Genomic DNA, 25,673 nt, shown 5'->3' with positions numbered 1-25,673 from the left:
GATTTTGAAAATACAACTAGCAACATGGCTCAATCGTCGAGTTTTCGTGCTCGAAAAATTGAAGTGCGGAATGTGGGTTATATCTAATCACCAATTGCACTGAGCAAGACTTCTTTGAGGGTTAGATCTTCCATATCGTTCATGGTAATGGTATCGACGATATCAAATTTTGCCCCAGCACGCCCGAGATCGTCATCGAGGATTTTTAGAAACTTAGTAGCTGATTCATCCATACCAACTTGAATGAAAGAAATTGCTAACTCTTCATCTCGATCGAGTTTCTGACTAGCATCCAGAATAACCTGCATTACCGCCTTACGATCGTCGGGTTCGCCATCGGTAACAACTAAAATAATCTCCCCATTAGCCGGAATTTGTCCAGCAGCTTTCCGCTGAAAAAAGTTATTTACAGCATCACCTAAAACCGCAGCTAAATCAGTTCTTCCCGAAGGATCGTTCTCCTGAAAAATTGCCCCAACTTTAGCAGCGGTGACATTATCGTAACGTTTGAATTTACCAGAAAAAAGATAAATCGTAATCCCATCGGGATCTAATTCTTCACACTTGCTAGCTAGAGCTAATGTCGATTCTTGCATGATTTGCCAGCGACTAGCACCACCCGGCTTATCTTTGGTTGCCATGCTACCGCTTTTGTCGATAATCAATGTATAGTCACGATTTTCTAACATAGGAAAATTTTGGTAATGCGATTGGTATTATTTTAACGTGCCCACAATGACAATGACATTCACCAATCGATCGAATCTTTGGTGTTGCTCAATTGAGATATGACTCATTATTTTTGCAGACGATTTCTTATTCTCCCCGCTCACCGCTGTCTTGATTCGCTGTCTTGTCGTTTTTTTATTCGGGGGGAAGCCCCGAATAAAAACGCCGCTAAACCGTCGGGGAACCCGACGAGCGCGAATCGCTCCCCCCCTTTCCTCTCTATCTTTTCATGCTTCAATCCAGCAACGCCAACTAATCGATAATGGCATTTAGTAAGACTTCCCGTAGAGTCAAATCTTCCATATCATTCATGGTAATGGTATCGACGATATCAAACTTTGCCCCAGCACGTCCGAGATCGTCATCGAGGATTTTTAGAAACTTAGTAGCTGATTCATCAGTACCGACTTGAATAAAAGAAATCGCCAATTCTTCATCTCGATCGAGTTTCTGACTAGCATCCAGAATAACCTGCATTACCGCCTTGCGATCGTCTGGTTCGCCATCGGTGACAACTAAGATAATCTCCCCATTAGCCGGAGTTTTCCCCGCAGCTTTGCGCTGAAAATAATTATTTAAAGCATCAGTTAAAACTCCAGCCAAATCGGTTCGCCCTGAAGGATCGTTTTCCTGGAAAATACTAGCAACTTTAGCTCCGTTGACATTATCATAACGTTTGAATTTGCCAGAAAAGAGATAAACTGTAATCCCATCGGGGTCGAGTTCCTCACACTTATTCGCCAGAGCCAATGCTGATTCCTGCATGATTTGCCACCGACTCAAACCACCTGGTTTATCCTTCGTTGACATACTGCCACTTTTGTCAATAATTAACGTATAATCGCGATTTTCTAGCATAATAAATTCCTCACCATTGAATATATATTAACAGCCTGCTAACGATTGAAATCGTAGCTAGTGGTGCAAAGTCTGCCTACGCGGACTAACTAATTTTTAGATTAACCGAGAAGTATTGATATTGCTGGGACATATCCCCGACTTCTCGAAGAAGTCGGGGACATAGCATTCTTGCGCTTTCAATTATCAATTATTAATTATTCCCGACCATTGGATTTTTTTAAGTTTCTCACGACGGTAGGAGAAGAAATATTCTGGTTCTTGATAAGTGCAGTGAGGCGCAATCGAAATGGCTTGCGGATCTACGCCTAATTGTTCGAGTTGAAGTTGATTGACTCGACGGACATCTAGCCTCACTCTCCCTACTTGCTCGTCCGGTAATAGGGGTGAATCGGGAATTGCTTGTAAACTAGTCAAATCGGTTTTAAGATCGCCTGAGAGCGGATTTAGGGCGATCGATCGACAGACTTCTAATCCCACCTGTTTAGTCACTTGATAGACTTTACCATCGATCGCGGGGCCGATCGCGACGATGATATCGGTTACACTTCCCCCCTGTGCCAATAATCGGTTTACTGCAACAGTAGCGATATTCAGAGATGTACCGCGCCAGCCAGCATGTACCGCCGCGACATTACCAGTGTGCCGATTGGCAATCAGAATCGGGTTACAATCAGCACTAGCCACCCAGACAGCTTGCTGTGGTTGCTCTGTCAACAATCCATCGGCGAGGGCATTTCCAGTTTCTACTTCTACCTCCGTAGCCGTGGCGATTTCGGTGGGAGTCAACACAATATTGCCATGTACCTGCTTGAGACGATGAGTACTCGCAGTAGCAGATAGAATGGGGGTAATCTCATGGGGTTCGCGGGGGGCAAACTGACGGGTAAAAAAGCCATGTTGCCAGTCAGAGAGTAGATCGCAGGTTAAATAAGGTAGTTCCGATCGAGTTTGCCACTGCCACATAAATATAAATAGTAATTGATTTATAGCGATAGTTATAGTTTTTTAGTGTGGGAGAGATGGGTGATGGGAGATAAGATGCTTGGCTTTGTTTCTTTTTCCCTCCCCGCTCCCCGCTCTCCATCCGCCAAAGAGTAACTAGTAACTATGTTTAATAGCTTATCATCCCTTCAGATCGTTGAGATTGTTGGTCTTACTGCTACGATGATTTATCACCAGATAGCCAGTTATCGCGAACGAAGTTATACAGCACCGCCAGGAAAATTAGTTACTACGGCTGATGGTAAAGTTAGACACTTATATACGAAAGGAACGGGCGATATTACTGTGGTTCTCGATGCTAGTTTGGGTGGAGTTGAGGGATATTTATTAATTGATGAGCTTGCCAAATTAACGAGGGTTTGTATTTACGATCGATCTGGTTATGGCTGGAGTGAGAGTTCATTCAAACCGCGTACTAGTCAACAGATTGTCAATGAATTGGATGAATTATTAACCATAACTCAAATCCCACCACCATATATTTTAGTGGGAGATTCTTTCGGTAGTTATAATATGCGACTGTACGCTCATCAATTTCCCAACTCGGTGAGGGGAATAGTTCTCACTGATGGATTGCACGAGGATGCGATGTTATCTTTGCCTATAGATGTGGGATTGCTCAAAGCATTCTTTACAATTAGTTTCGGCTTTGTCTCGATCGGGGCAGCGTTAGGTATAGTGAGATTATTAGGTACTTTAGGCATATTTGAGTTAATTAAACCCGAACTCAAAAAGTTTTCAGCACTCGATCGTCAATATGTCAAAAGATCGTTTTATTCTGCCCGTCATTGGCTAACAATGGGACGAGAAATGTGGAATTTAGATACTAGCGGCAGACAATTAAAAGTAGCCAATAATTTAGGCGTTCTACCGATAATTAGCATTAAATCTCAAACCTTTCTTCGACCTTTATTAGGGATTAAATTCTTATCACTAGCAGCAGCCGATCGAGTTCGCGATAAAATCCATCTCGATTTACTCAAACTATCAACCAATTGTCAGCAAGTATTAGCTAATCATAGCAGTCATTTTGTCTGGATTGATCGACCAGACTCGATCGTTACTGCTGTTACTACTTTACTAGAAGATTAGGCGACATCCCGCAATTTGAGGTAGGGGCAATTCATGAATTGCCCCTACCTCAAATTTTGAGGCCAATCTATACCCCAATTCCGCAATTATCAATTATCAATTATCAATTACTAAATACCTATTTCGTGAAACTGCTCACAACCCACAGCAGTAAAAAAGTCAACAAACTAGCAAAAACTTCGCCCTGAAGACCAATTTGAGCGACGGGTAGATGTAGATTATTTACCAGCACCCCAGCCACCACCGTACCGACGACGAGGGCGATTAAACTGCCCAATAGAGCGCGTTTAAACCGACGTTGCTTGTTATTGATAAAATATAGACTAAACCCAGTTCCTACGGCAACCAGTGTGGGTAATCCGGTAAAAGCGATACTTGGTACTAATGCCGCTCCAGCGAGTACCGTATAAACACCAGAAGTTGTTAAAATTTCCGATTGACTAGGGCGTTCAAAAGTATCCCCCATCCAACTGGGAGAATTAGCCATAGATGGTGCGGTAAATTTGGGTACAGCAATTGGTAGCTTTTCGGGAAATCTAATCCCGTCAGGTACCTTAATCTTACCTTGTTGACGGAGTTTGAGCCGTTCCATCAAGATTGCATCATAGGCTGCTTCGACATTATCTTGTAGCTGTAAGTCGCCACTAAATTGAGCAATGACACGTTGCTTGGCAGCTTGAATCTCTTCAAAGGTGGCATCTTCTGCTACACCTAGCTGCTCATAAGGACTCTGCTGACTCATTCACAACCTCCGATCGATGGTCTCCACCTACTACTTCCTACTCTAGACTGCTTTGGAAATATCCGCCACATTTACTTGCAAATATTAAGAATTAGGCTTTAGAAATTAGGCTTTAGGTCTTAGGCTTTAGGTTTTAGCAATTTCCCTAAAGCGCAAAGCGCACTCTCAACCAAAGTGTTGTAATTGAATCGAGAACTAATTTACACCATCTTAGACTAGTTCGTCTGCTTGTCCTAAAGCCTAAAGCCCAACACCTAATTTAGAAATCACCTTTGACTTGTAAACCAACAACGGTATTTCCTTGAGCATCTTGTCGAATCAGGGGAAATAGTAGCAAGCCGCGTTTTTGCCCTAGTTCGATTTCGCCGACTAAATAACCTAAACCCGCCCCGATTAGTACATCCGAGAGACGGTGACGATTGAGATCTACGCGGGAATAACCGATTAAAGCTGCGCCACCGTACCAGAGGATGGCATAGTCAGGATGGTAGTGACTTTGAACGCGGGCGAGCGCAAAGGCTGTCGTCGCATGACAACTAGGAAAACTATCGAGTTCCTTTTCGTTGTCAGGGCGAGGGGATTTAATCACTTCTTTGAGTCCATAGCATAATGCCGCACTCGTACCGACAGCATCTACTATCCGCAGCGTATGTTGTCCACCATCAGCTCCATCGGTCAGCAAGGGTAATAAGGAACCACCCCCAAGATATAAGATCGTACCCGCACCAGAGACAAAATCAGAAAATCCTTTATTTGTTGTTTGTGCTTGGACTCTAGGGGCAAAGGTTAGTCCACTCAGGGCGATAATAGTAAAGAGCGATCTATATTTCCAAGACATAACTTCGATCGGGGAGTTTTGGGCGGGGTGACTACACCAACAAGCATCAATATATCATGCAAATGTTTGCCATATTGACTGTTGGTCGATCGCCGAAAAACTACTACAATCAGTTGTAGATTGTTTCTAGTTCGATCTTGAATTAACGCCGATGATGAAATATCAATTTTCCAAACTAAGTATCCTCACCTCTATTGCTCTGCTGTCAATGCCACTTTTAGCCTTAGCAGCACCCAATCCGATCCCAAGTGAGACAGATCGAAAAACCATCGCTAGTCTAAATGCTACGCTGCAACAAAATCCCCGAGATGTAGATGCGCATATTCAACGGGGACTATTACATGCTAGACTCGATCAAAATTTGCCCGCGATCGCCGATTATACTGAGGTAATTCGGATCGATCCAAATCATGCCCTAGCTTACAATAATCGAGCGGTAGCAAAACTCAATCTTAAAGATTATTGGGGTGCTTACCTCGATTACTCTCAGGTTGTCCGCATTCGTCCAGAGCAAGCAATTACCTATAATAATCGAGCAACCGCTCGTCATCAATTAGGTGACTGCAAAGGAGCCATCGCCGATCTGCGGATTGCCGCAGAGTTATTCCGATTGCAAGGTGATACCCTTAACCAGCAGCGGACTTTAACCAATTTAAAATATTTTCAGAAATCGAAAAAACGATAATTGACGTGAGTTCGGGATGACGATCTTGGACGACAGAATGCGGATTGCAACAGTTTTATTTTGAAAAACTAGCATCAGTGGGTTGGTGCATTACGGCTATCGCCTAACACACCCTACCATCTAAAGCTATCAAGTCTAATTCGTCTGTTCGTCCAAGACTTTCTTCAATCCATCCCGTTGAACTAATTCAAAGATTTCATCGAGAATGGTTTGCGCACCTTTACTGCGGAGCAGATTAGCGAGATCTTTGCCGATTTGCTCGGCGTTGGTGGCTAATCCGGTAATTGTATCTGTCACGAGCCTTTGACCGTCGAGACTAGATACCATCCCAACTAGAGTAAGATTATCGCCATCGATGGTAGTATTAACCCCGATCGGTACTTGACAACCACCCTCTAGTTCCCGCAAGAAAGCCCGCTCGGCATAACAGCGGTAAGCTGTTGGTTGATGTTGTAAAGCTTGAAGGAATTCTAGAATTTCAGGATCTTCAGTGCGACACTCGATGCCTAATGCCCCTTGTCCGACTGCATGGAGCGATAAACTAGCAGGAATGAGCTGGTGGATGCGATCGCCAAAATCCAAGCGTTGTAAGCCCGCAGCGGCCAGAATCAGCGCATCATATTCACCAGCATCTAACTTCGCCAACCGAGTATTGACATTTCCCCGCACATCTTTGAATGCAAAGTGGGGAAAATGATGACGCAGTTGCGCCAAACGGCGGAGAGATGATGTGCCAATTACCGCACCTTCTGGCAGCGTATCGAGCTGACAGCCTTGGTGTTTAGCATTGACGACTAGTGCGTCGGCTGGATTTTCGCGTTCGGTAATACAACCAAGCATCAAACCTTCTGGTAAATTGGTGGGAAGGTCTTTAAGCGAGTGAACGGCTAAATCTGCCGATCGATCGAGCATTTTGACTTCCAATTCCTTGGTAAATAACCCTTTATCGCCAATTTTCGCCAGGGGTACATCGAGAATTTTATCCCCTTGGGTACTCATCATCTCGACTTCAAAGGTACGATCTGGAAAGTGCTTCTGTAATTCAGACTGCACCCAATAGGTTTGCACCAATGCTAGTTGACTTTTCCGCGAAGCGATGCGGATCGTCCGGTTTGAGTTAGTAATATTATCAGACATATATATAAAAGCGCATATAAATACCTAATCTAGGATACAGCGACTAGCGACTAGTGGCTAGGGGTAATGAAATTACCTTAGTTAAAGATTGAAAGAAATAAACGATCGATAACAAATAAAAAACTAAACTCTCAAATAGAAAAAATATATTTCTCATCCTAACACCCAAAACCTAAAGCCTAACACCTAACACCTAAAGCCTGACTCATGACTTCCTCCCATCAAGATCGACACACCCACGAACTACATCAGATGCAGCGGGCAATTGCTGGATTACTTGTCTATCAAGATATTTTAGACGGTGAGGTTGGTATCGCCTTAATTGAATTGCTCAGAGCGATCGTCGGCGGCGATCGCTCGCAAGGTAATGCTCTAATTTGTCTGACTGCTTACGGACGTTTTTTTAAAGCTTTAGCTACTAAAAATTGTAGTTGGGAAGAATATCTGATCGATCGAATATTACAAGCAGAAAATTCCTTTAGTCTCCAGGCTCAAAAAATAGATCTATCTCGATCGAACGAAACATTGCAAACCCGTTTATCACCAACTTTAGTTACAGCGGCGCGGCAAGATCTCAATTCATTATACATCCTTTATACTTGTGGACAGTATATTCCTCAGTGGGTAGAGCGGATTGGTGGTAATCCAGTCTGTTGGCTCGAATGCAGTATTGATAAACAACAATCATCGATCGTCAATGCCATCCACAACCAAAGCTGGGGCGAACTAGTTGACGATCTCGCTCGATACTACCAACAAGCTGGAGTTGGAATTTTTGGTAAATATCGAGCATTGAGATGGCAAAATGGACTGAGGGGAATTGCCAATCCCGATCGAGTCTCGATCGATAATTTGATTGGGTACGATCGACAAAAAGCCACCCTAATTAAAAATACTAAATCTTTACTTGCAGGTAATCCAGCCCTTAATATTTTACTATATGGTGGGAAAGGAACTGGTAAATCATCCCTAGTTAAAGGCTTACTAAATTATTATCCCGATAGTCAATTGCGGCTAATTGAAGTGAGTAAATCAGCAATGATCGACTTGCCGCTTATTCTCGATCGATTGACCGATTTACCGCAGAAATTTATTATTTTTGTAGACGATCTTTCCTTTGAAGCCGATGACGAAGCATTTAAAGCACTGAAAGTCGTCCTCGAAGGAAGTGTCACCGCCAAACCCGCTAATGTGGTAGTCTATGCCACCTCCAATCGTCGTCACTTGGTGAGAGAATACTTTGCAGACCGTCCGCGCCCTCAAGATGCCGATGAGATTCAGATGTGGGATACAGTCCAGGAAAAATTATCTTTTAGCGATCGATTTGGGATTACACTGACATTTGAACCTGCGGATCAGCCCAAGTATCTAGATATCGTTCGCCATTTAGCCGCTGAAGCGAGATTATCGAACGAGCCGGAAGATCTAGAAGCCCGTGCTCTACAATGGGCGACAAGACACAATGGACGTTCTGGACGCACAGCACAGCAATTTATCGATTATCTGCTGGGAGAGAGCACTTGATCTCTGCTTGAGTTGCTGCGTAGTCCCGATTACCCCACCCCAACCCCCCTTGTAAAGGGGGGCTTTGCTCCCTCCCCTTGTAAAGGGGAGGGCTGGGGTGGGGTAAAGATTTACGCATCAACTCAAACGGACTTGTGTATACAGGGCACCCCTCCGTGGAGGGGATTTTGCCGCCTAATCTCTAATTTAATAATGTCTGAAAGAAACAAAACCGACTAAAATAAAGTCATTAAGTGTTGCGCATCCATCATTCCACCTAGCTGGGAATGCCGTTATTTGGAGATTATATTATGAACGTTCTGCTCCTATATCCTCGCTTCCCCAAGAGCTTTTGGTCGTTTGAGAAAACCATCGAACTACTCGGTAGGAAAGCGATGTTACCACCACTAGGATTGATCACAGTAGCTGCAATCCTCCCCCAAGAGTGGAACTTTAAGCTCGTCGATCTCAATGTACGAGAGGTGACTGACGCTGAATGGAATTGGTCCGAAATGGTCATTTGTTCGGCAATGATCGTTCAAAAGCAAGATTTACTCGCACAGATTCAAGAAGCTAAACGTCGCGGTAAACGAGTCGCTGTCGGGGGACCTTACCCCACCGCACTACCACATGAAGTCTCAGACTTTGCCGATTATTTAATTCTCGATGAAGGCGAACTGACGATCCCTCTATTCGTCGAAGCAGTCGCCCAAGGGCAACTGTCAGGCACTTTCCGCGCTCCGAATGGCGAACGCCCTGATGTCACGACGACTCCAGTACCACGGTTTGAACTGCTGGAATTCGACGCTTATGCGGAAATGTCCGTCCAGTTTTCGCGGGGTTGTCCGTTCCAGTGTGAATTCTGCGATATTATCGTTTTATACGGTCGCAAACCACGTACTAAAGCACCAGAGCAACTCCTTAAAGAACTCGATTATCTCTACGAATTGGGTTGGCGGCGGAGTATCTTTATGGTGGATGACAATTTCATCGGTAATAAACGGAATGTTAAACTGTTCCTGAAAGAATTATTGCCGTGGATGGTCGAACATAAGTATCCCTTCTCCTTTGCTACTGAAGCTTCCGTCGATTTGGCAAACGACCAAGAATTGATGGACGAAATGGTTAAATGTAACTTCGGCTCTGTCTTCTTAGGAATTGAAACCCCAGATGAAGCAAGTCTGGCTCTGACCCAGAAACACCAAAATACTCGGAGTTCCCTCAGCGAAGCTGTAGATCGCATTGCAGCGTCGGGAATCCGCGTCATGGCTGGATTTATTATCGGCTTCGACGGTGAGAAAAAAGGTGCGGGACAACGCATCGTCCAATTCGTCGAACAGACGAATATTCCCACCGCCGTATTTAGTATGCTCCAAGCACTCCCAGATACAGCTCTATCCCATCGCCTAGAGCGCGAAGGACGACTGCGCGGCACATCTGGGAATATCAACCAAACCACGTTGATGAACTTCGTTCCGACTCGTCCGCTCGAAAAAATCGCCTACGAATATATGGATGCCTTCGATGAATTATACGAGCCATCCAAGTTCCTCGATCGAACTTACCGTCACTTCCTCACCCTCGGCGGAGCTACCTATCCCGATAAGGGCGAAGGTCGTCACAAACCAATTAGTTTAATGCTAATTAGTGCCTTCTTGACCATCTGTTGGCGACAAGGTTTCGTCCGCTCTACTCGTTGGCAGTTCTGGCGCAATCTCTGGAGCATGTTCCAGCTCAATCCAGGTGGGGTAAGTAGTTATTTGGCTGTCTGTGCCCAAATCGAACATTTCTTGGAGTACAGAGGGATTGTGCGGCAGGAAATTGAAGTTCAAGTCGCCGAGTTCCTCGTTGGTGAGGCTAAGGTCAAAGCAGCAGCGATGGAATCGGCTCCAGCTCTGGTGGAAACGGCGGTTTAAATCTGAGGGGGAGTGGCGGAGATCTACCCACCCCCCCTTCGGGTACCCCTCCGAGGAGGGGATTTCCCCTAGTTTTCTGCTTGTAAGGCGATAGTATTGGCACTATTTGAGTTGCTGCGTAGATCTTTACCCCACCCCAACCCTCCCCTTGTAAAGGGGAGGGAGCTAGAGCAACCCTTTGGGGGTTGGGGGGTAAACCAACCTCAAACGAAGACTAGCCGACTTGTCGGTACGCAGTAGCCTTTGCAAAAGCAAAGCTGGCGTGGAAAATCCCCTCCTCGGAGGGGTACCCGAAGGGGGGGGTGGGTAGATCTCCGCAGTAACTCTCTAAGACTTATTCGTATCGAGCAACCCCTAAGCGCATCGAGATTGACAGACATCTAAAACTATTTCCCCACATTCGGACACACCACCTTCGTTCCCGTCAGTTCTCCCACTGACTGAGCCGCAATCAATCGCGCTCGTCCATTCTTATCTAATACCAACCCGATCGCGGGCGGTGCATATTTCGGTGATAGACTTGCAGTAGTAGCGGGTTTATCCTTCACCGCACGAGCATCTGACCACAAAGCATCACTCTCCTGGGGTTCTCTGGCATTTGGCGGCAATCCACCGCGCCCAGTAATATAGAATTTGTTATCTCTCTGACTAGCTCCGCAGGATTGGGAGATTTGGTTACTCGCATCATTAGTCGCCACAGTTAATTCGCCCTTATCCTTGCCTGGATCTGTACCTGGGGTGGTAATCTGGACGCTTCCACTGAGTCCGAATTCAGAACTGGCAGTAATATCATTTGTGAAGCGCGAACCTTTCGGGCGGTATTGGATGCCAAATAATCCTTGACTGGTGATGTTAACGTTGCCACCTTTGCCAGTAAAGGCATTGGCGGTAATGTCATTACCAAAATTTACACTGGGTAAGGCAACAATTAGGGGACTATTAATGGTGATATTGCCACCATTGCCGCCACCAGTACCGCCACCGAAATCTTTGCCCAAATCTTCGCCGGAACTAGTTGATATCTCACTATTATTTCGTAATAGCAATTTGTCACTCAGGTTAAGGGTGATATTCCCACCAGAACCGCTAGTTGCTATCGAATAAATAAAACCAGAATTGAGATTTAAGCGTTCGCTTGATATCGAAATATTCCCAGCTTTTCCCTCACCTGTCGAACTAACCAATATATCGCTAATGCCAGGTACATTTAGCATCCGTGTTAATTTAACACTGCCAGCCTGGATCGAGCTATTCTTAATAATATTTATCGCCCCTTTAGCCGCGATTTCAATATCACCTCCTGGACTTTTACCCAACGTATCAGATGAGATCCCACCAAAATCAGTTAAATTTAATTCCCCAACATTAATTTTAATTCCCTTACTTGTGCCTTGGGCATCTTTAGCTACTTGACTCAAAATTACTCCAGTGCTATCTAATGACAACTTACCTGGAGTATTGATCGAGATTTTGCCACTATCGCCAATGCCACGATTGTTACTAGATATACCTGATATATTAAAGGGAGTCAATTTTAGAGGATCTTTATTATTACCAGAGATAGTGATATCACCCGTAGTCTTAATATCAATATTTCCAGCCTGACCTTTACCAACTAGGTCAGAAACAATCAAACTATTGTTTTTGATTTCCAATTCACGAGCATTAATAGCAATACCCTGACCGATACCAGTAGCATTCTTATTTTCAGAATCTCCGATGTTAGTTTGAATGTTGCTAAAGCTCAGAGATAATTTTCCAGACGGATTATCGATCGATATTTTCCCAGCATCCCCCACACCATAACTACTACTAATTATCAGGGATCTTTGAGGAGCATATAATTGGTCGTTAACAAGATTAGCTGTTCCTGATAATGCGATATCACCGCTAGATTTAATCCCAATATTCCCAGCATTACCAGTTCCAGAAGTTGAGGCGACAAGTCCAGCACCGTCTCGGAGCGAGAAAGAACCAGCATCAATCTCGATATTACCGCCCTTGCCAACTGTCCCCGTACCTACAAAACTGCGAATCCCACTGGGAAGTGTGCCATTGATGCCAGCAATATCGACAGCCCCACTCACCTTGACGATAACATTTCCCGCATCCCCTTGACCTGCTGGCTGAGTATCCGATGCACTACGAGTAATGGTTATCAGTTGAGCACCATCTTGGAGCGAGAGAGAACCAGCATCGATGGTAATATTGCCACCATTACCCACACCTCCTGCTTCGACAGAGCTGAAAATATTAGCATTGACTAGGGAAACAGCATCTTTAGCAGTCACTTTCACATTCCCAGCATTACCCTTTCCAGAAGTTGAGGCTTCAAGTTGAGCACCATCTCGGAGCGAGAAAGAGCCAGTATCAATGGTAATATTACCGCTCTTGCCAACTGTCCCCGTATTTACAAAACTGAAAATCGCACTGGGTAATCCATCCTTGGTGCCAGCAATATCGACAGCCCCAGTCACTTTGACTATAACATTCCCCGCATCCCCTCGACCTGCTGGCTGGGTAGCAGATGCCGAGCGTGTAATGGCTAACAGTTGAGAGCCATCTAGGAGGGAGAGCGAACCAGCATTGAGGCTAATATTACCGCCCTTACCCACGCCGCCTGCTTCTACGGTGCTGAAGATATTCGCATTGACTAGGGAAACAGTATCTTTCGCCGTCACTGTCACATTTCCGGCATTACCCGTTCCCAAAGTTGAGGCTGTAAGTCGAGCACCGTCTCGGAGGGAGAAAGAACCAGCATTAATAGTGGTATTGCCCCCATTCCCCTGGGAATTTGAGCGCACGCGATTAGCGATTGTCGTATCGGAGCCAGCGATGACTATTGCCCCTGTCGCATCGAGTTTGATGTCTCCCCCCACAGCTTGCGGCGTTCCTAATCCTTCTTCAATACCGCCCCTGATAACACTTGCGCCCAATATCTCTATATTCCGAGCAGTGATGGCAATATCGCCACCTCCAGAGCCAGCTACACTTAACCTCGCGCCATTAGTAAAAGATACATCCCCTCCCGCTACATTCGTCGGAAATTGCGCTCCGAGCATATTTCCCTCTACACCCAGCCCCACAGTTCCTGGTGCTGATAATCCCCCCAATTCTACTCGTCCACCAGGAGCGATTATTTGTCCACCATTAAAAGTGACATTCCCACCAATTAAACCAATATATTGCCCTGGATTCTGAGTTTCTAAAATCCCATAATTTTCGATTCCCCTACTCCCAGGAATACTCGCATTCATGATCAATCTCGCCGGATTGAAAGCGACATTTGGATCGATACTTAACAACGGCGCATCCCCCGCTCTATTCACCCCAAAATTATAATTCCGCCCCGCCGCATCGACGAAATCTACTCCACTCGCCGTACTCGTCACAAACGCCTTACCCATATCCAACTTCACACCCGTTCCGAATACCACCCCTTGGGGATTAATCAGTAAAAAATTTGCTCCATTAGTATTTAATAGCCCGTTAATATCGGAAAATGAATTTCCTGTGACGCGGGTAATAATCGATCGATTTCCCGCTGGATTAGTAAAGTTTGCCGCGCCGCCTGTTGGGATCGAGAAATCGCTAAAACTATGAAGTAAATTTTGTCCGCGCCGCAAGCCACCATCGATGTTGAAATTATTAGCTCCGGTGGGATTGACGATTGTCCCAATTTGACTGTTATCGGCTGCTGGAATGCGGTTAGAAGGCTGGTAGGTTTGAGCGTGGACGATGATGGTGGGGAGGAAAGCTAGAGCTGCTGTCAGGAGGGAGATGAAGTGCTTCATGACAAGGAGTGAGGGGATGAGAGGTGTCTCGATCGCCTACCTCGACTATGCTACTGCGGCTACGCTTAGTACGAGTCTGCGCGAGTAATGTCGCTGTTATCGAATCGATTTATGTAATATACAATCGTTTGGTTGCGATCGCAAATAGTTATAGTAGTTTTAGTTGTAATTCTTTACGGTAGAGGCTTCTACACCTTTAATAATTCTCTGTATCTCTCCAGATATTTTGGGGTGAATAGTATAGACAGATACTATTCACCCCTTCCCCTTTCCCCTTTCCCCTTGTCAATCAGATTAAATTATCACCATAAGTACGGGAGAGTCTTCGGTGTTTTTGGATCTACACAAATTGCGACACAGATCGATATGATAGGTAACGATTAGATTAATTCTCCCATGTGAGCATCACCCCTAATCGTTACAAGTTGTTTAGGTAAAATCTTGCTCGAACCTACTTACTTTGAACCAGATCGTGACGATCTGCCATTACCATTAATTAGGGTCAACCCTAATATTGTTGCTGAAACTACTCTAGTCGAGAGTGAGTCACCAACATCAGCGTCCGCACAGCAACGCCTAATTTTCCAAACCCTCTCACAGGTATTAAGTCCGTTGGGTGTGAGGTTCGAGTTTTCGATAGCACATCGCCCACAGATTCAAGCATTTACTGATGATGGCGAGCATACTGTTTTGCAGTCGATCGATTTATGCTTACAACCCCTAGAATATCGCCTGTGGGTGCGGTGTCATTCTCCTAAGAGTCTAGATTGCGAACTGCTCGCTGAACCCCTAGCGAGGACGCTGCGCAGCATCAATCTGGAGGGTTTTCAAGATGCGATCGTTCAATGTTCACGATTCTCTGCACCAGTAGGTACCCAAAATGCTGATTGGCGATTAAAAATCGATCTGACACCTCCAATAGTCAGACTAAAAAATTGGGCGCGATGGGGTGATGTCCAAGCGATTACCAACTTGCTAAATTTAGCTCTCGCGCCAGAATCAATTCAGGTGAGTGCTGTGTTAAAAAATCTCACTTTACAGATTTTTTGTACGCTCAAAAATCCGCAGTTAGGAAAATTCCCAACCAAGAAAATTGTCTTAGATCTGATTGCTCCGTTACTAATTTCACTTACGCCTCAAGGTATCCAAGGTGCAACTATTCATGGGTTGCAATCTCCAGCAAATTTAGACAGACAGGATGAACCACCTGTCTGGGTGTATTGGCTCGATTTACCTGGTTTAGGCGATCCCAAATATTCGCCGACACCGATAATTTTAGCAGCACGGGGCGATCGAGACGCACTCAATTTTATCCTCGAACGGTTGCTCAATCCAGATTTAGAGCGGTGTTTTACGATCGGGGGAATTGGTTTAGATTTAATGTATCGTCAGGATCTCATTCATGTGATGAGTGAAGCTCCGATTTGTCCGATTCAAAGTCAAGTTGCAACAACGGTTATTAAAGTAGTAAAACAATTGAAATTGCCAGGAATTAGAGGTGTGCGGGTTCATGGGCGGATATCGGGACAATCGATTTCAAATTGGACTGATGGGGTAGATTTCGATCGATCGCCGTTGGAGTTGCCTCCAGTGGCTCCAGAGCATCAATTTGAGGTAGAACCATCAGTTCCGAAGATCGGTTTGGGGCAAAAAATTAGCAATAGTTTGGCAGCAACAGGGATCTGGAAACATCAGTTTACAATGGCAAAAAATAGTCAACTATTCTATCAACCTCGCTTTCGGTGGGAACCATCACTATTATTGTTATTACTAGGATTAGGATTAGTTACGATCGGCGATTCTGCAATTAAGTTTAATTTGGAAGCCAGGCATCTCACGGCTGCTTCTAGAACAACTATTTCCCAAATATCATTTAATAATCCTCTGCTCGAACAGAAGTTAGCTCAATATCAATTGCGCTGCTTGAAACAGGGGGTGCCTGATGTCTTAATTGTCGGTAGTTCGCGGGCATTGAGAGGCGTAGATCCAGGCGAATTGCGTCAAGGTTTAATCGATCGCGGTTATCCGAATGCCACTATTTATAATTTTGGAATTAATGGTGCAACGGCACAAGTAGTCGATCTGATCTTGCGACAATTATTAACACCAGAACAGTTACCAAAACTAGTAATTTGGGCAGATGGAGCTAGGGCATTTAATAGCGGAAGAATCGATCGAACTTACGAAACAATTGCTTTATCCGATCGCTATCGACAGTTGGTTCCACTCTCTGGGTTGAAAAATAGTGACTCATCTATATTGCAAGCACAATCTGCTTTTCAAAATACTTATCAAGCGATCGATACCGCGATCGATCGACGGTTTGCAGATATTTCGCCAGCTTATCACCATCGCGATCGACTTAAAACTTGGTTGCAGGTTAAAGTGCCATTTGTGATGCAAATTGCCGATAGTAGTAATGCTATTTCTAGTACCGATCCATCTGCTAATATTAACGAACGAGAAATTGATGCTGACGGATTTTTAGCCCTAGAATTGAAGTTCGATCCTCATACTTATTATCAAAAATATAACAAAGTAACTGGCGATAGTGATGGTGACTATGCTAACTTTCAATTACTAGGCAGTCAACATCGAGCTTTACAACAAACGATCGAGTTATTAGCAAATCGCAAGATTCCACTAGTATTTGTAAATGTACCATTGTCGGATATTTATCTAGATAAAGTTCGCCGCCAGCATGAAGCGACGTTCGAGCAATATATGCAAAACTTAATGGACTCAAATCAACTTACTTTCATCAATATGAATAATTTACTCGCTCAAAAATACGATCTATTTTCCGATCCCAGCCATCTCAATCAATTTGGAGCGACTGAAGTTAGTAGATATTTAGCAACGACAGAAGGGATTCCGTGGCAAATATTAAAATAGAGATTTGTGATTAGAGATTAGGGATTAGAGTTGGGTCTAATTACCTGCTAAAACTTTGCTATCCACTATTCACTAATTAAAATGAAGTTTATATCACCTACTTATGTTATTTTCCTATTACTAACTTTGATTTGTTATTGGGGCATAGCTAAAACTCAAAGTCACAAGTTATGGGTAATCGTAATTTCTAGTATTGTATTTTATATTTCTTTTCTCCAGATTCAGTATTTTCCAGTCATTTTGACAATGATTTTGGTCAATTATTGGATTGGCAAAATATTGCTAGACAGCCAAATTATTGAATACAAAGAAGTTCAAGACCGACTAGGGGAAGAATATTTTTACCAATGGCTGCCAAGAGGAAAAAAACAACGACGACGAGTGTTGATTGTTGGCGTGGTGTTTAATATTGTCTTGTTAATTGCTGCAAAATATATTCCTTTTCTATTGAATATTATTGCACCATTAAACCCCTCAGCAATCGAACCCCTGGCAATGTCGGTGAAAACTAACTTTTTACCACCGTTAGGAATTTCTTTTCTAAGTTTTGAATCTGCGGCTTATCTCATTGATGTTTACAAAGGTAGCCCTGCGACAGGAAATCTACTCAAATATGCCGCTTATAAATCATTTTTTCCTAAATTAGTATCTGGTCCAATTACACATTATCATCAATTTGCTCCTCAATTAAATAATTTAAGATTTCCCTCGATCGAACGCTTAACTGAAGCGGGCTGGTTGATTGCAAGTGGGGCGATTAAGAAGACATTAATTGCAGATAATTTGGCAATATTTGTCAGATTAGTATTCGATCCAACCACGCTCGATCGAGCCGGAAGTATCGATTTATGGTTGGCAATTTTTGCATATGGTTTGCAACTATATCTAGACTTTAGTGGATATGTCGATATCGTACTAGGTACCGCAATTTTATTCGGGATTAATTTACCGACAAACTTTAACTTTCCCTACATGAGTACCAGTATCGCTGATTTTTGGCGACGGTGGCATATTAGTCTGGGCAATTGGTTGCGTGACTATATCTATATTCCTCTCGGCGGTTCGCGATTGGGCTTGGTACGTACCTGTTTGAATCTATTCGCACTAATGTTAATTTCGGGCATTTGGCATGGTGCTGACTGGGGCTATATTCTATGGGGAATAATTCATGGAATTGCCCTCGTAGTCCATCGGTTAACGCATATACTGTCGGAGAAGATCGAACCACTCGCTCTATTTTGGCGTAGCCGATTGGGACATATTTGTGGTTGGCTACTAACTCAAGCATTAGTATTTGTAACCTGGATTTGGTTTAGACTTCCCAATCTCTCACAGTCTAATTTGGTGTTCCAACATCTCTGGGGCTATCCCCGCGATGCTCAGTTTGCAACTAAGGTATATGTCGAAAATCTCAAGCTAGCCGATAGTCAAATTTTATTAATATTAGTCGGATTATCGATCGCCATGATGGTTGCTTATACATTCGATCGATTATTAAAATTAAATCTCAATTGGCATCTCAAGTTAACTTTAATTCCGCTCTGTTTATATATCGTGTGGCTGTTGTCGCCACTGCATAGTTTGGCATTCATTTACTTCGATTTTTAACAAACACCCGCTCTCTTTAGCTAAAAATGATTTAGGATTGCTATAACTGTACTTATTTCCACATTTTCTCACTTGACTAAATCCATCATGGTTGTGGGTACCACTTCCCACGCAGGTAAATCACTAATTACGGCGGCGATCTGTCGATTGCTGGTGCGCCAAGGTTTCAAAGTTACCCCGTTTAAGGGACAGAATATGGCTCTGAATGCCTATATTACTGCCGATGGGAAGGAAATGGGTCACGCGCAGGCGGTACAGGCTTGGGCTGCGAAAATAGAGCCGAGAATCGAGATGAATCCGATCTTGCTCAAGCCGCAGGGAGACATGACTTCTCAAGTGATTTTAATGGGTTCCGCTGTAGGGAGAGTACAGGCTGCGGATTATTATCGAGATTATTTCGATCGAGGTTGGGCGGCGATTACTAATTGTTTGGATAAATTAGCCGTAGAATTTGATTATATTGTCTGCGAAGGTGCGGGAAGTCCGGCAGAAATCAATCTCAAACATCGCGATTTAACTAATATGCGGGTGGCGAGTTATTTGCAGGCAAATACCGTCTTGGTTGCTGATATCGATCGCGGTGGAGTATTTGCCCATATAGTCGGGACGTTGGAACTATTAGAACCAGAAGAACGCGCTCTAATTAAAGGATTTATCATCAATAAATTTCGTGGACAAAGGTCGCTATTAGAGTCGGGAATTAGATGGTTGGAAGAACGGACGGGGATTCCAGTCATCGGTGTAATTCCGATGCTAGACCAAGTATTTCCATCTGAAGATTCGTTAGATTTATTAGAACGTCGATCGCGAAAACCGAATGCAGATTTAACAATTGGTGTAGTCAGATTTCCGCGTATTTCCAATTTCACCGATTTCGATCCGATCGATGCCGAACCGACAGTCAATCTTAAATATATTACGACTAAAGATGAATTAAGTCAGTGCGATGGGGTAATTTTACCTGGCTCGAAAACAACAATCGCCGATCTCAATTGGCTCCAACAAACTGGTATCGCCGCAGCTATCCCCCATTATCTCGCTAACGGCGGCACAATTATGGGAATCTGTGGCGGCTTCCAAATGCTAGGTAGCACCATCGCCGATCCTACAGGGATCGAAGGTATCCCTGGCGAATATCAGGGCTTAAACCTCTTCCCACTGCAAACAATTATTACCGAAGCGAAAATTACCCGCCAACGCGCTACTACCAGCAATTATCCCCAACAGGGCATCTCAATTTCTGGATACGAAATCCATCAAGGTACGACCAAATGGCACCCAGATTACTCTAATATCGATGACTATGAGTTATTATTTAGCGATCGAACCCTCGGTATTGTCGATCGAGAACTTACGCTTTGGGGCACATATTTACATGGAATCTTTGATAATGGCAGATGGCGTAGAAATTGGCTCAATCAGATTCGTTCCCAGCGTAATCTCGCCCTCATTACTAACGATGTACCAGACTATGCTAATCAACGAGAAGAGATTTTTGACAAGTTAGCCGATTCGATTTCTGACTACCTGGATTTAACCTCATTGACAACAGTGGAAAGTTGAAAGTGGTGTAGAGACTCAATGACTTTTGGCTCCGTTCCATTACCGCCCCGCCCGCGACTGAAGTGCGGGCTGATAGCGCAAGTCTGTTAAAACAGACTAATCAGAATCTATAGCACTAGCCAAGATCGTTAAGACGTTAATTAGGACTTTGCATCATGAGCGGTGATTTCAATCGCTGTTTTTGTCCTAACAGCCTTGGCGATGGCTATATCAGTCTGTTTTAAAGACTTGCGCTATTCGCCTGGGGATTAATCCCCAGGTGGGTAAAGAGCGGATCTCACGTTATTTCTCAACAGTGACTGTAGATAAAACGACTTCGGGGATAATTGCAGGGGTTAATTTTTTGGCCTTGAGTGGTTGTTTGTTAAAGGTTAATAGTCGATCTTCACAATCGACAAAAATCGTATCACCTTCCTCAAAGGTAGTTTCTAAAATTTTAGTGGCGATCGGATTTTGTAGTTCTCGTTGAATTGCTCGTTTTAGTGGTCTCACACCATAGATCGGATCGTAACCGACATCGGCGAGATAATCTTGCGCTGCTGTTGATAGTTGGATCTTAATTTTCTGATCTGCTAACATTTGTTCGATCCGGTGAATTTGAATCGTCACAATTTGACGAAGTTCAGTTTTCTTGAGTGGTTCAAAAATTGTTAGTTCGTCAATACGTTGGATAAATTCAGGACGAAAATGTGTGCGGAGAGTATTTGTTACTTGTTCGCGCAGATCGTTGGTTTGAGTATTATCGCGATGGGGATTTAGTAATGTCGTAATAATCTGTTCGCTCGCAATATTACTTGTCATCACAATTACCGTATTGCAAAAGCTGACGGTTTTACCTTTAGAATCGGTAATGCGTCCATCGTCTAATACTTGGAGCAGAATATTAAAAACATCGGGATGGGCTTTTTCGATCTCATCGAATAACACCACCGAATATGGATGACGGCGCACAGCTTCGGTGAGTTGTCCGCCATCTTCATGTCCCACATATCCAGGTGGGGCACCAATCAGACGGGAAACGGCGTGTTTTTCCATATATTCGGACATATCCAACCGCACCATTGCTTCGTCGCTGTCGAACAGAAATTCGGCTAGAGCGCGGGCGAGTTCGGTTTTCCCGACACCTGTAGGTCCCATGAATAGAAACGATCCAATTGGACGATTCGGATCTTGCATTCCCGCACGAGCGCGACGAATTGCCGCTGAGACTGCACTCACAGCCTCGTGCTGGCCGATCACGCGGTGGTGGAGGTGGGATTCGAGTTGGAGCAGTTTTTGCCGCTCAGAGGCGAGGAGACGGTTAACTGGGATGCCTGTCCATTTGGCGACGATTTCGGCGATGTCGTTTTCGGAGACTTGCTCGCGCAGAAGGGTGGAGCCTTGAACTTGAACTTCGGCGAGTTGGGATTCTTTGACGCTGCGTTCTTTTTGGAGTTTGGGGATTTCACCATATTGAATGCGTCCGACGGTGGCGATTTCGCCTGCGCGTTCGGCTTGTTCGCTTTGAACTTTGAGTTGTTCTTCTTGTTCGCGGAGACTTTTAATCCCATCGAGAAGTTGTTTTTCGCCTTGCCATTGATTGGTAAGTTCGGTTTGTTTTACTTTGAGAATGGTGATTTCAGTACCAATTTTTTCTAAGCGTTCTTGAGTGGGACGATGACTATCACTGTTGAGAGTTTCATCTCCGAGGGATAGTTTTTCCATTTCTAATTGCATTACTCGACGATCGATCGATTCGAGTTCGGCTGGTTTAGAAGTAATCTCCATCTTCAGTTTAGCCGCAGCTTCATCGACGAGATCGATCGCTTTGTCTGGCAAAAATCGATCGGCAATATAGCGACTAGATAAAGTAGCAGCGGAAACTAAAGCAGAATCGCTGATTTTCACGCCGTGGTGAACTTCATACCGTTCCTTCAATCCCCGTAGAATTGAAATCGTATCTTCGACACTGGGTTCGTTCACCTGTACGGGCTGAAATCGCCGCTCTAAGGCGGGATCTTTCTCGATATACTTGCGATACTCATCGATCGTCGTCGCACCGATACAGCGCAATTCTCCCCGCGCTAACATCGGTTTGAGCAAATTGCTCGCATCCATCGCGCCTTGATTTCCCCCCGCACCGACGACGGTATGCAGTTCGTCGATAAATAGCACGATTTGCCCAGCCGATTCGGTAACTTCTTTTAATACCGATCTCAACCGTTCTTCAAATTCGCCCCGTAGTTTAGCACCAGCAATCAGACTGCCCATATCGAGGGAAATTAATGTGCGATCTTTGAGCGATTCAGGTACATCGCCATTGACAATCCGTTGCGCCAATCCTTCCGCGATGGCGGTTTTCCCGACACCAGGCTCGCCAATTAATACCGGGTTATTTTTCTGGCGGCGCGATAGCACCTGTACGACGCGACGAATTTCTTCATCCCGCCCGATCACTGGGTCCATTTTCCCCGCTCTGGCGGCTTCGGTGAGATCTTTCCCATATTTAGGTAAAGCCTCACCACTGACCTCTGGAGCCTGAGTAGTAGTGGCTTTTGGGGTGGTGGTACTCCGCAACTGTTTGATCGCAGCTTCTAACTGAGATCGATCGAAATTGAATGCTTTTAATAATCGCCGACCGATGCGATCGTCCTCACTCAGGGCTAAAATTAGATGATCCACGCCGATAATCGGATCTTGCCAAGTTTCTCTGGCTGCATCAGCTCGATCGAGTAATACATCTAAACCTCTGCCTAAATATAAGTCTACAACTCGATCGAGCCTCGGCTGACGCTTAGTAAAATCTTGTAATTGCCGCGTCAACGTCTCAATATCCACCCCCACGCGCACCAAAATTTTTGGAGCTGAATCTTGCTGCTCTAACAGTGCAATTGCCACATGTTCGACTTCTAACTGCTGATTAGAAGATCTTCTGGCTACATCCTGTGACTTAATAATTGCATCCCAGGCTTGTTCGGTAAATTTGGTAGGATCTGTAGGCTGCATGTCTAGGGGATGGCGATGAGTCTGAGGGTGCCTGTCCAGTATATCAAACGAAGTTCGATTCGTTAGGGTGCTTTAACTGGATATACTAAAAAGGATAGGTCTAAATTTAGACCTATCCCAAACATTTGTTTCACTTAGAAATTACATTTTGCCCATTTGAGCGGCAACTTCATCAGCGAAATTAGATTCTTTCTTCTCGATACCTTCACCAAGAATAAAGCGAGTGAAGCGGCGGACTGTCACCTCTTCGCCCAACTGTTTGGTAGTTTGACCGATCAACTCAGTTACCGTGATATTCTGATCCTTGATGTAGGGTTGATCTACCAAGGTCATTTCTTTGAGACGTTTGTCGATGCGTCCAATCACGATCTTTTCTTTGATATTGTCTGGTTTGTTGGCAATATCATCGCGTCCCATCTCCATTTCTTTTTCCTTGGAAGCGATCGCTTCAGGAATTTCGCCAACGTTGATATACTCAACATTGGGACAAGCTGCAACTTGCATTGCCAAGTTCCGTGCTAAGGCTTTGAAATCGTCGCTATCGGCTACTTTTGCAGATGCACAGCCGAGTTCGATCAATACGCCAACTCTTCCGCCAGTGTGGATGTAGCAATCAACAGCACCTTCCGTACCCCCAGCAATTTTATAGTTAGCTAAGCGACGAACGTTGAGGTTTTCACCAATTCTGGCAATCGCCAGTTTTAAAGCTGCATCTACTGTGACATTATTATCCGCAGCATAAGGCTGTGCCATTAATGCTTCGACACTATCAGCAGTAATCGCCTGTTTGCTCAAACCTTGTGCTAAAGCTTTGAAATCATCATTCCGCGCTACGAAGTCAGTCTGACAGTTGACTTCAATTAATACACCAGCCTTACCATCAGCTTGAGTGAAATTTTCCACTAAGCCTTCAGCCGTAATCCGATCTCCTTTTTTCTCAGCTTTAATTGCTCCGGTTTTCCGCAACCATTCTGCTGCGGTTTCAAGATCCCCGCCTGTTTCGGTGAGGGCTTTTTTGCATTCCATCATTGGTGCGTCGGTTTTTTTCCGCAGCTCTTGCACCATCTTTGCCGTTATTTCAGCCATTTTCTTTTATCTGTGTTCGAGATGGTTTTTGGTAAGGGGTAAAGGTTAGAGGGCAAGGGGTAAAGGGTAAGGGGTAAAGGATAAATAAATGCTGTTAATTTATTCCTTTCCCCTTTCCCCTTTAACCTTTCCCCAATCTCACAATTAAATAAATAATTGCTACAACAATCCCTCTTGCCTAATTTTAGCCTTCGCCGCCTTCTTCACCAGTAGCTTCAGCTTCGCCGTCGTCTTCATAGTCGTCCTCTACGTCTTCGTAGCCGTCATAAGGATCGACATCTGCGCCTTCGAGTTGACCGTGACGACCTTCATAAATCGCGTCAGCGAGTTTACCGAGGATCAATTTGACGGAACGAATTGCATCGTCATTCGCGGGGATAGCTACATCGACCAAGTCGGGGTCACAATTGGTGTCGAGTAGCGATACGATCGGAATATTCAGCTTTTTGCATTCCAACATCGCGTTATATTCTCGTCGTTGATCGACGACAATCACGATATCGGGTACCTTGCGCATATTTTTGATCCCGCCCAGATATTTCTGGAGTTTTGCCATTTCCCGTCGCAAGACGGAAGCTTCTTTCTTGGGTAACAAATCTAGTGCGCCACTGGCTTCGCGACGTTCGAGATCTTTCAATCGTTCGACGCGAGTTTTGATCGTTGTCCAGTTGGTGAGCATTCCCCCCAACCACCGTTGGTTGATGTAGGCTGCACCACAACGGCTCGCTTCTTGAGCGATGATCCCTGCTGCTTGGCGTTTGGTACCGACAAACAGAAATCGTTTGCCTTGTTCGGCGGCTGTCCGCATGTATACATAAGCTTCTTCCATCAACTGGGCGGTTTGCACCAAGTCGATGATGTGTACGCCGTTGCGCGCAGTGAAGATGTATGGAGCCATTTTGGGGTTCCAACGTCTGGTTTGGTGTCCAAAGTGAACGCCAGACTCCATCATTTGCGCCAAAGATACTACTGGCATAAAACTATTTACTCCTAATCGGGTTTATCCTCCATCCAGGTTGTATTTCGTAATGAAACACCCGAATTCCTGAATGTGCGAATTTTTAGACAACCTTTTCATGATAGCGTAAATTGCTGGTGGTTGGAGTGCCTGCGATCAAAATCTTACCCACCCCGCCCTTTGGACACCCCTGTCTTGACGTTTTTTCATTCGGGGGGAACCCCTGAATAAAAACGTCGCTCCGTTCGCGCAGCGTCTCCTTCAGGAGAGGAGGGGATT

General features: G+C 44.6%; 17 protein-coding genes. 7 read left to right on the top strand and 10 right to left on the bottom strand.

The features are described from left to right. Positions 1–83 precede the first annotated feature (83 nt). The 3 genes from RMO55_RS15490 to pgeF form a co-directional block, all read right to left on the bottom strand. Positions 84–689 carry a VWA domain-containing protein gene (locus RMO55_RS15490; RefSeq protein WP_310427883.1) on the bottom strand — a complete coding sequence of 202 codons (606 nt, stop codon included), beginning with the start codon at positions 687–689 and terminating at the stop codon, positions 84–86. Between the two features lie 292 nt (positions 690–981). Further along, positions 982–1,587 (bottom strand): VWA domain-containing protein, encoded by a 606-nt coding sequence (locus RMO55_RS15485; RefSeq protein WP_310427881.1) that lies wholly within the window; start codon positions 1,585–1,587, stop codon positions 982–984. Between the two features lie 186 nt (positions 1,588–1,773). Further along, complete coding sequence (pgeF, locus tag RMO55_RS15480) at positions 1,774–2,553, bottom strand: peptidoglycan editing factor PgeF (protein WP_310427880.1); 780 nt, start codon at positions 2,551–2,553, stop codon at positions 1,774–1,776. Between the two features lie 144 nt (positions 2,554–2,697). On the opposite strand from pgeF, the gene RMO55_RS15475 reads away from it, so the two are divergent. Beyond that, on the top strand, positions 2,698–3,684 hold the full coding sequence (locus RMO55_RS15475; RefSeq protein WP_310427878.1) for an alpha/beta hydrolase: 987 nt from the start codon (positions 2,698–2,700) through the stop codon (positions 3,682–3,684). Positions 3,685–3,802: 118 nt separating this feature from the next. Here the strand turns inward: RMO55_RS15475 and RMO55_RS15470 are convergent, their stop codons facing one another. Continuing rightward, positions 3,803–4,426 (bottom strand): CPP1-like family protein, encoded by a 624-nt coding sequence (locus RMO55_RS15470; RefSeq protein WP_310427877.1) that lies wholly within the window; start codon positions 4,424–4,426, stop codon positions 3,803–3,805. A gap of 259 nt (positions 4,427–4,685) precedes the next feature. Next, entirely contained in the window at positions 4,686–5,264 is a 579-nt protein-coding gene (locus RMO55_RS15465; protein WP_310427876.1) for a phosphatase PAP2 family protein, read from the bottom strand. A gap of 151 nt (positions 5,265–5,415) precedes the next feature. Here RMO55_RS15465 and RMO55_RS15460 point away from each other — a divergent pair, with 151 nt between their 5' ends. Further along, positions 5,416–5,949: a tetratricopeptide repeat protein gene (locus tag RMO55_RS15460; RefSeq protein WP_310427874.1), complete on the top strand. Its 534-nt coding sequence runs from the start codon at positions 5,416–5,418 to the stop codon at positions 5,947–5,949. A gap of 135 nt (positions 5,950–6,084) precedes the next feature. Here the strand turns inward: RMO55_RS15460 and hemC are convergent, their stop codons facing one another. Further along, entirely contained in the window at positions 6,085–7,086 is a 1,002-nt protein-coding gene (gene hemC, locus RMO55_RS15455) for a hydroxymethylbilane synthase (protein ID WP_310427872.1), read from the bottom strand. A 207-nt stretch (positions 7,087–7,293) separates the two neighbouring features. Between hemC and RMO55_RS15450 the strand changes: the two genes are divergently transcribed. After that, positions 7,294–8,610: an ATP-binding protein gene (locus tag RMO55_RS15450; RefSeq protein ID WP_310427869.1), complete on the top strand. Its 1,317-nt coding sequence runs from the start codon at positions 7,294–7,296 to the stop codon at positions 8,608–8,610. A 290-nt stretch (positions 8,611–8,900) separates the two neighbouring features. Beyond that, entirely contained in the window at positions 8,901–10,505 is a 1,605-nt protein-coding gene (locus tag RMO55_RS15445; protein ID WP_310427868.1) for a B12-binding domain-containing radical SAM protein, read from the top strand. Between the two features lie 386 nt (positions 10,506–10,891). On the opposite strand, the gene RMO55_RS15440 is transcribed toward RMO55_RS15445, so the two are convergent. After that, positions 10,892–14,299 carry a filamentous hemagglutinin N-terminal domain-containing protein gene (locus RMO55_RS15440; RefSeq protein ID WP_310427865.1) on the bottom strand — a complete coding sequence of 1,136 codons (3,408 nt, stop codon included), beginning with the start codon at positions 14,297–14,299 and terminating at the stop codon, positions 10,892–10,894. 441 nt (positions 14,300–14,740) lie between these two features. Between RMO55_RS15440 and RMO55_RS15435 the strand changes: the two genes are divergently transcribed. The 3 genes from RMO55_RS15435 to cobQ all read left to right on the top strand — a co-directional run bounded on the left by RMO55_RS15435 (position 14,741) and on the right by cobQ (position 20,365). After that, complete coding sequence (locus RMO55_RS15435; RefSeq protein ID WP_310427864.1) at positions 14,741–17,194, top strand: DUF1574 family protein; 2,454 nt, start codon at positions 14,741–14,743, stop codon at positions 17,192–17,194. An 81-nt stretch (positions 17,195–17,275) separates the two neighbouring features. Further along, on the top strand, positions 17,276–18,802 hold the full coding sequence (locus tag RMO55_RS15430) for an MBOAT family O-acyltransferase (RefSeq protein WP_310427862.1): 1,527 nt from the start codon (positions 17,276–17,278) through the stop codon (positions 18,800–18,802). 87 nt (positions 18,803–18,889) lie between these two features. Continuing rightward, positions 18,890–20,365 carry a cobyric acid synthase CobQ gene (cobQ, locus tag RMO55_RS15425; RefSeq protein WP_310427888.1) on the top strand — a complete coding sequence of 492 codons (1,476 nt, stop codon included), beginning with the start codon at positions 18,890–18,892 and terminating at the stop codon, positions 20,363–20,365. A gap of 282 nt (positions 20,366–20,647) precedes the next feature. Here the strand turns inward: cobQ and clpB are convergent, their stop codons facing one another. The 3 genes from clpB to rpsB form a co-directional block, all read right to left on the bottom strand. Then, the gene (gene clpB / locus RMO55_RS15420; protein ID WP_310427860.1) at positions 20,648–23,350 is read right to left on the bottom strand and encodes an ATP-dependent chaperone ClpB; all 2,703 of its coding nucleotides are present in this window, start codon (positions 23,348–23,350) and stop codon (positions 20,648–20,650) included. A 141-nt stretch (positions 23,351–23,491) separates the two neighbouring features. Continuing rightward, positions 23,492–24,436: a translation elongation factor Ts gene (gene tsf, locus RMO55_RS15415; RefSeq protein WP_310427859.1), complete on the bottom strand. Its 945-nt coding sequence runs from the start codon at positions 24,434–24,436 to the stop codon at positions 23,492–23,494. 184 nt (positions 24,437–24,620) lie between these two features. Continuing rightward, entirely contained in the window at positions 24,621–25,412 is a 792-nt protein-coding gene (rpsB, locus tag RMO55_RS15410) for a 30S ribosomal protein S2 (protein ID WP_310427857.1), read from the bottom strand. Positions 25,413–25,673 lie beyond the last annotated feature (261 nt).

It is taken from the genome of Chamaesiphon sp. VAR_48_metabat_135_sub (genome assembly GCF_031418915.1).
Taxonomy (GTDB): Bacteria; Cyanobacteriota; Cyanobacteriia; order Cyanobacteriales; family Chamaesiphonaceae; genus Chamaesiphon.
This window is presented reverse-complemented; position numbering and strand designations above follow the sequence as displayed.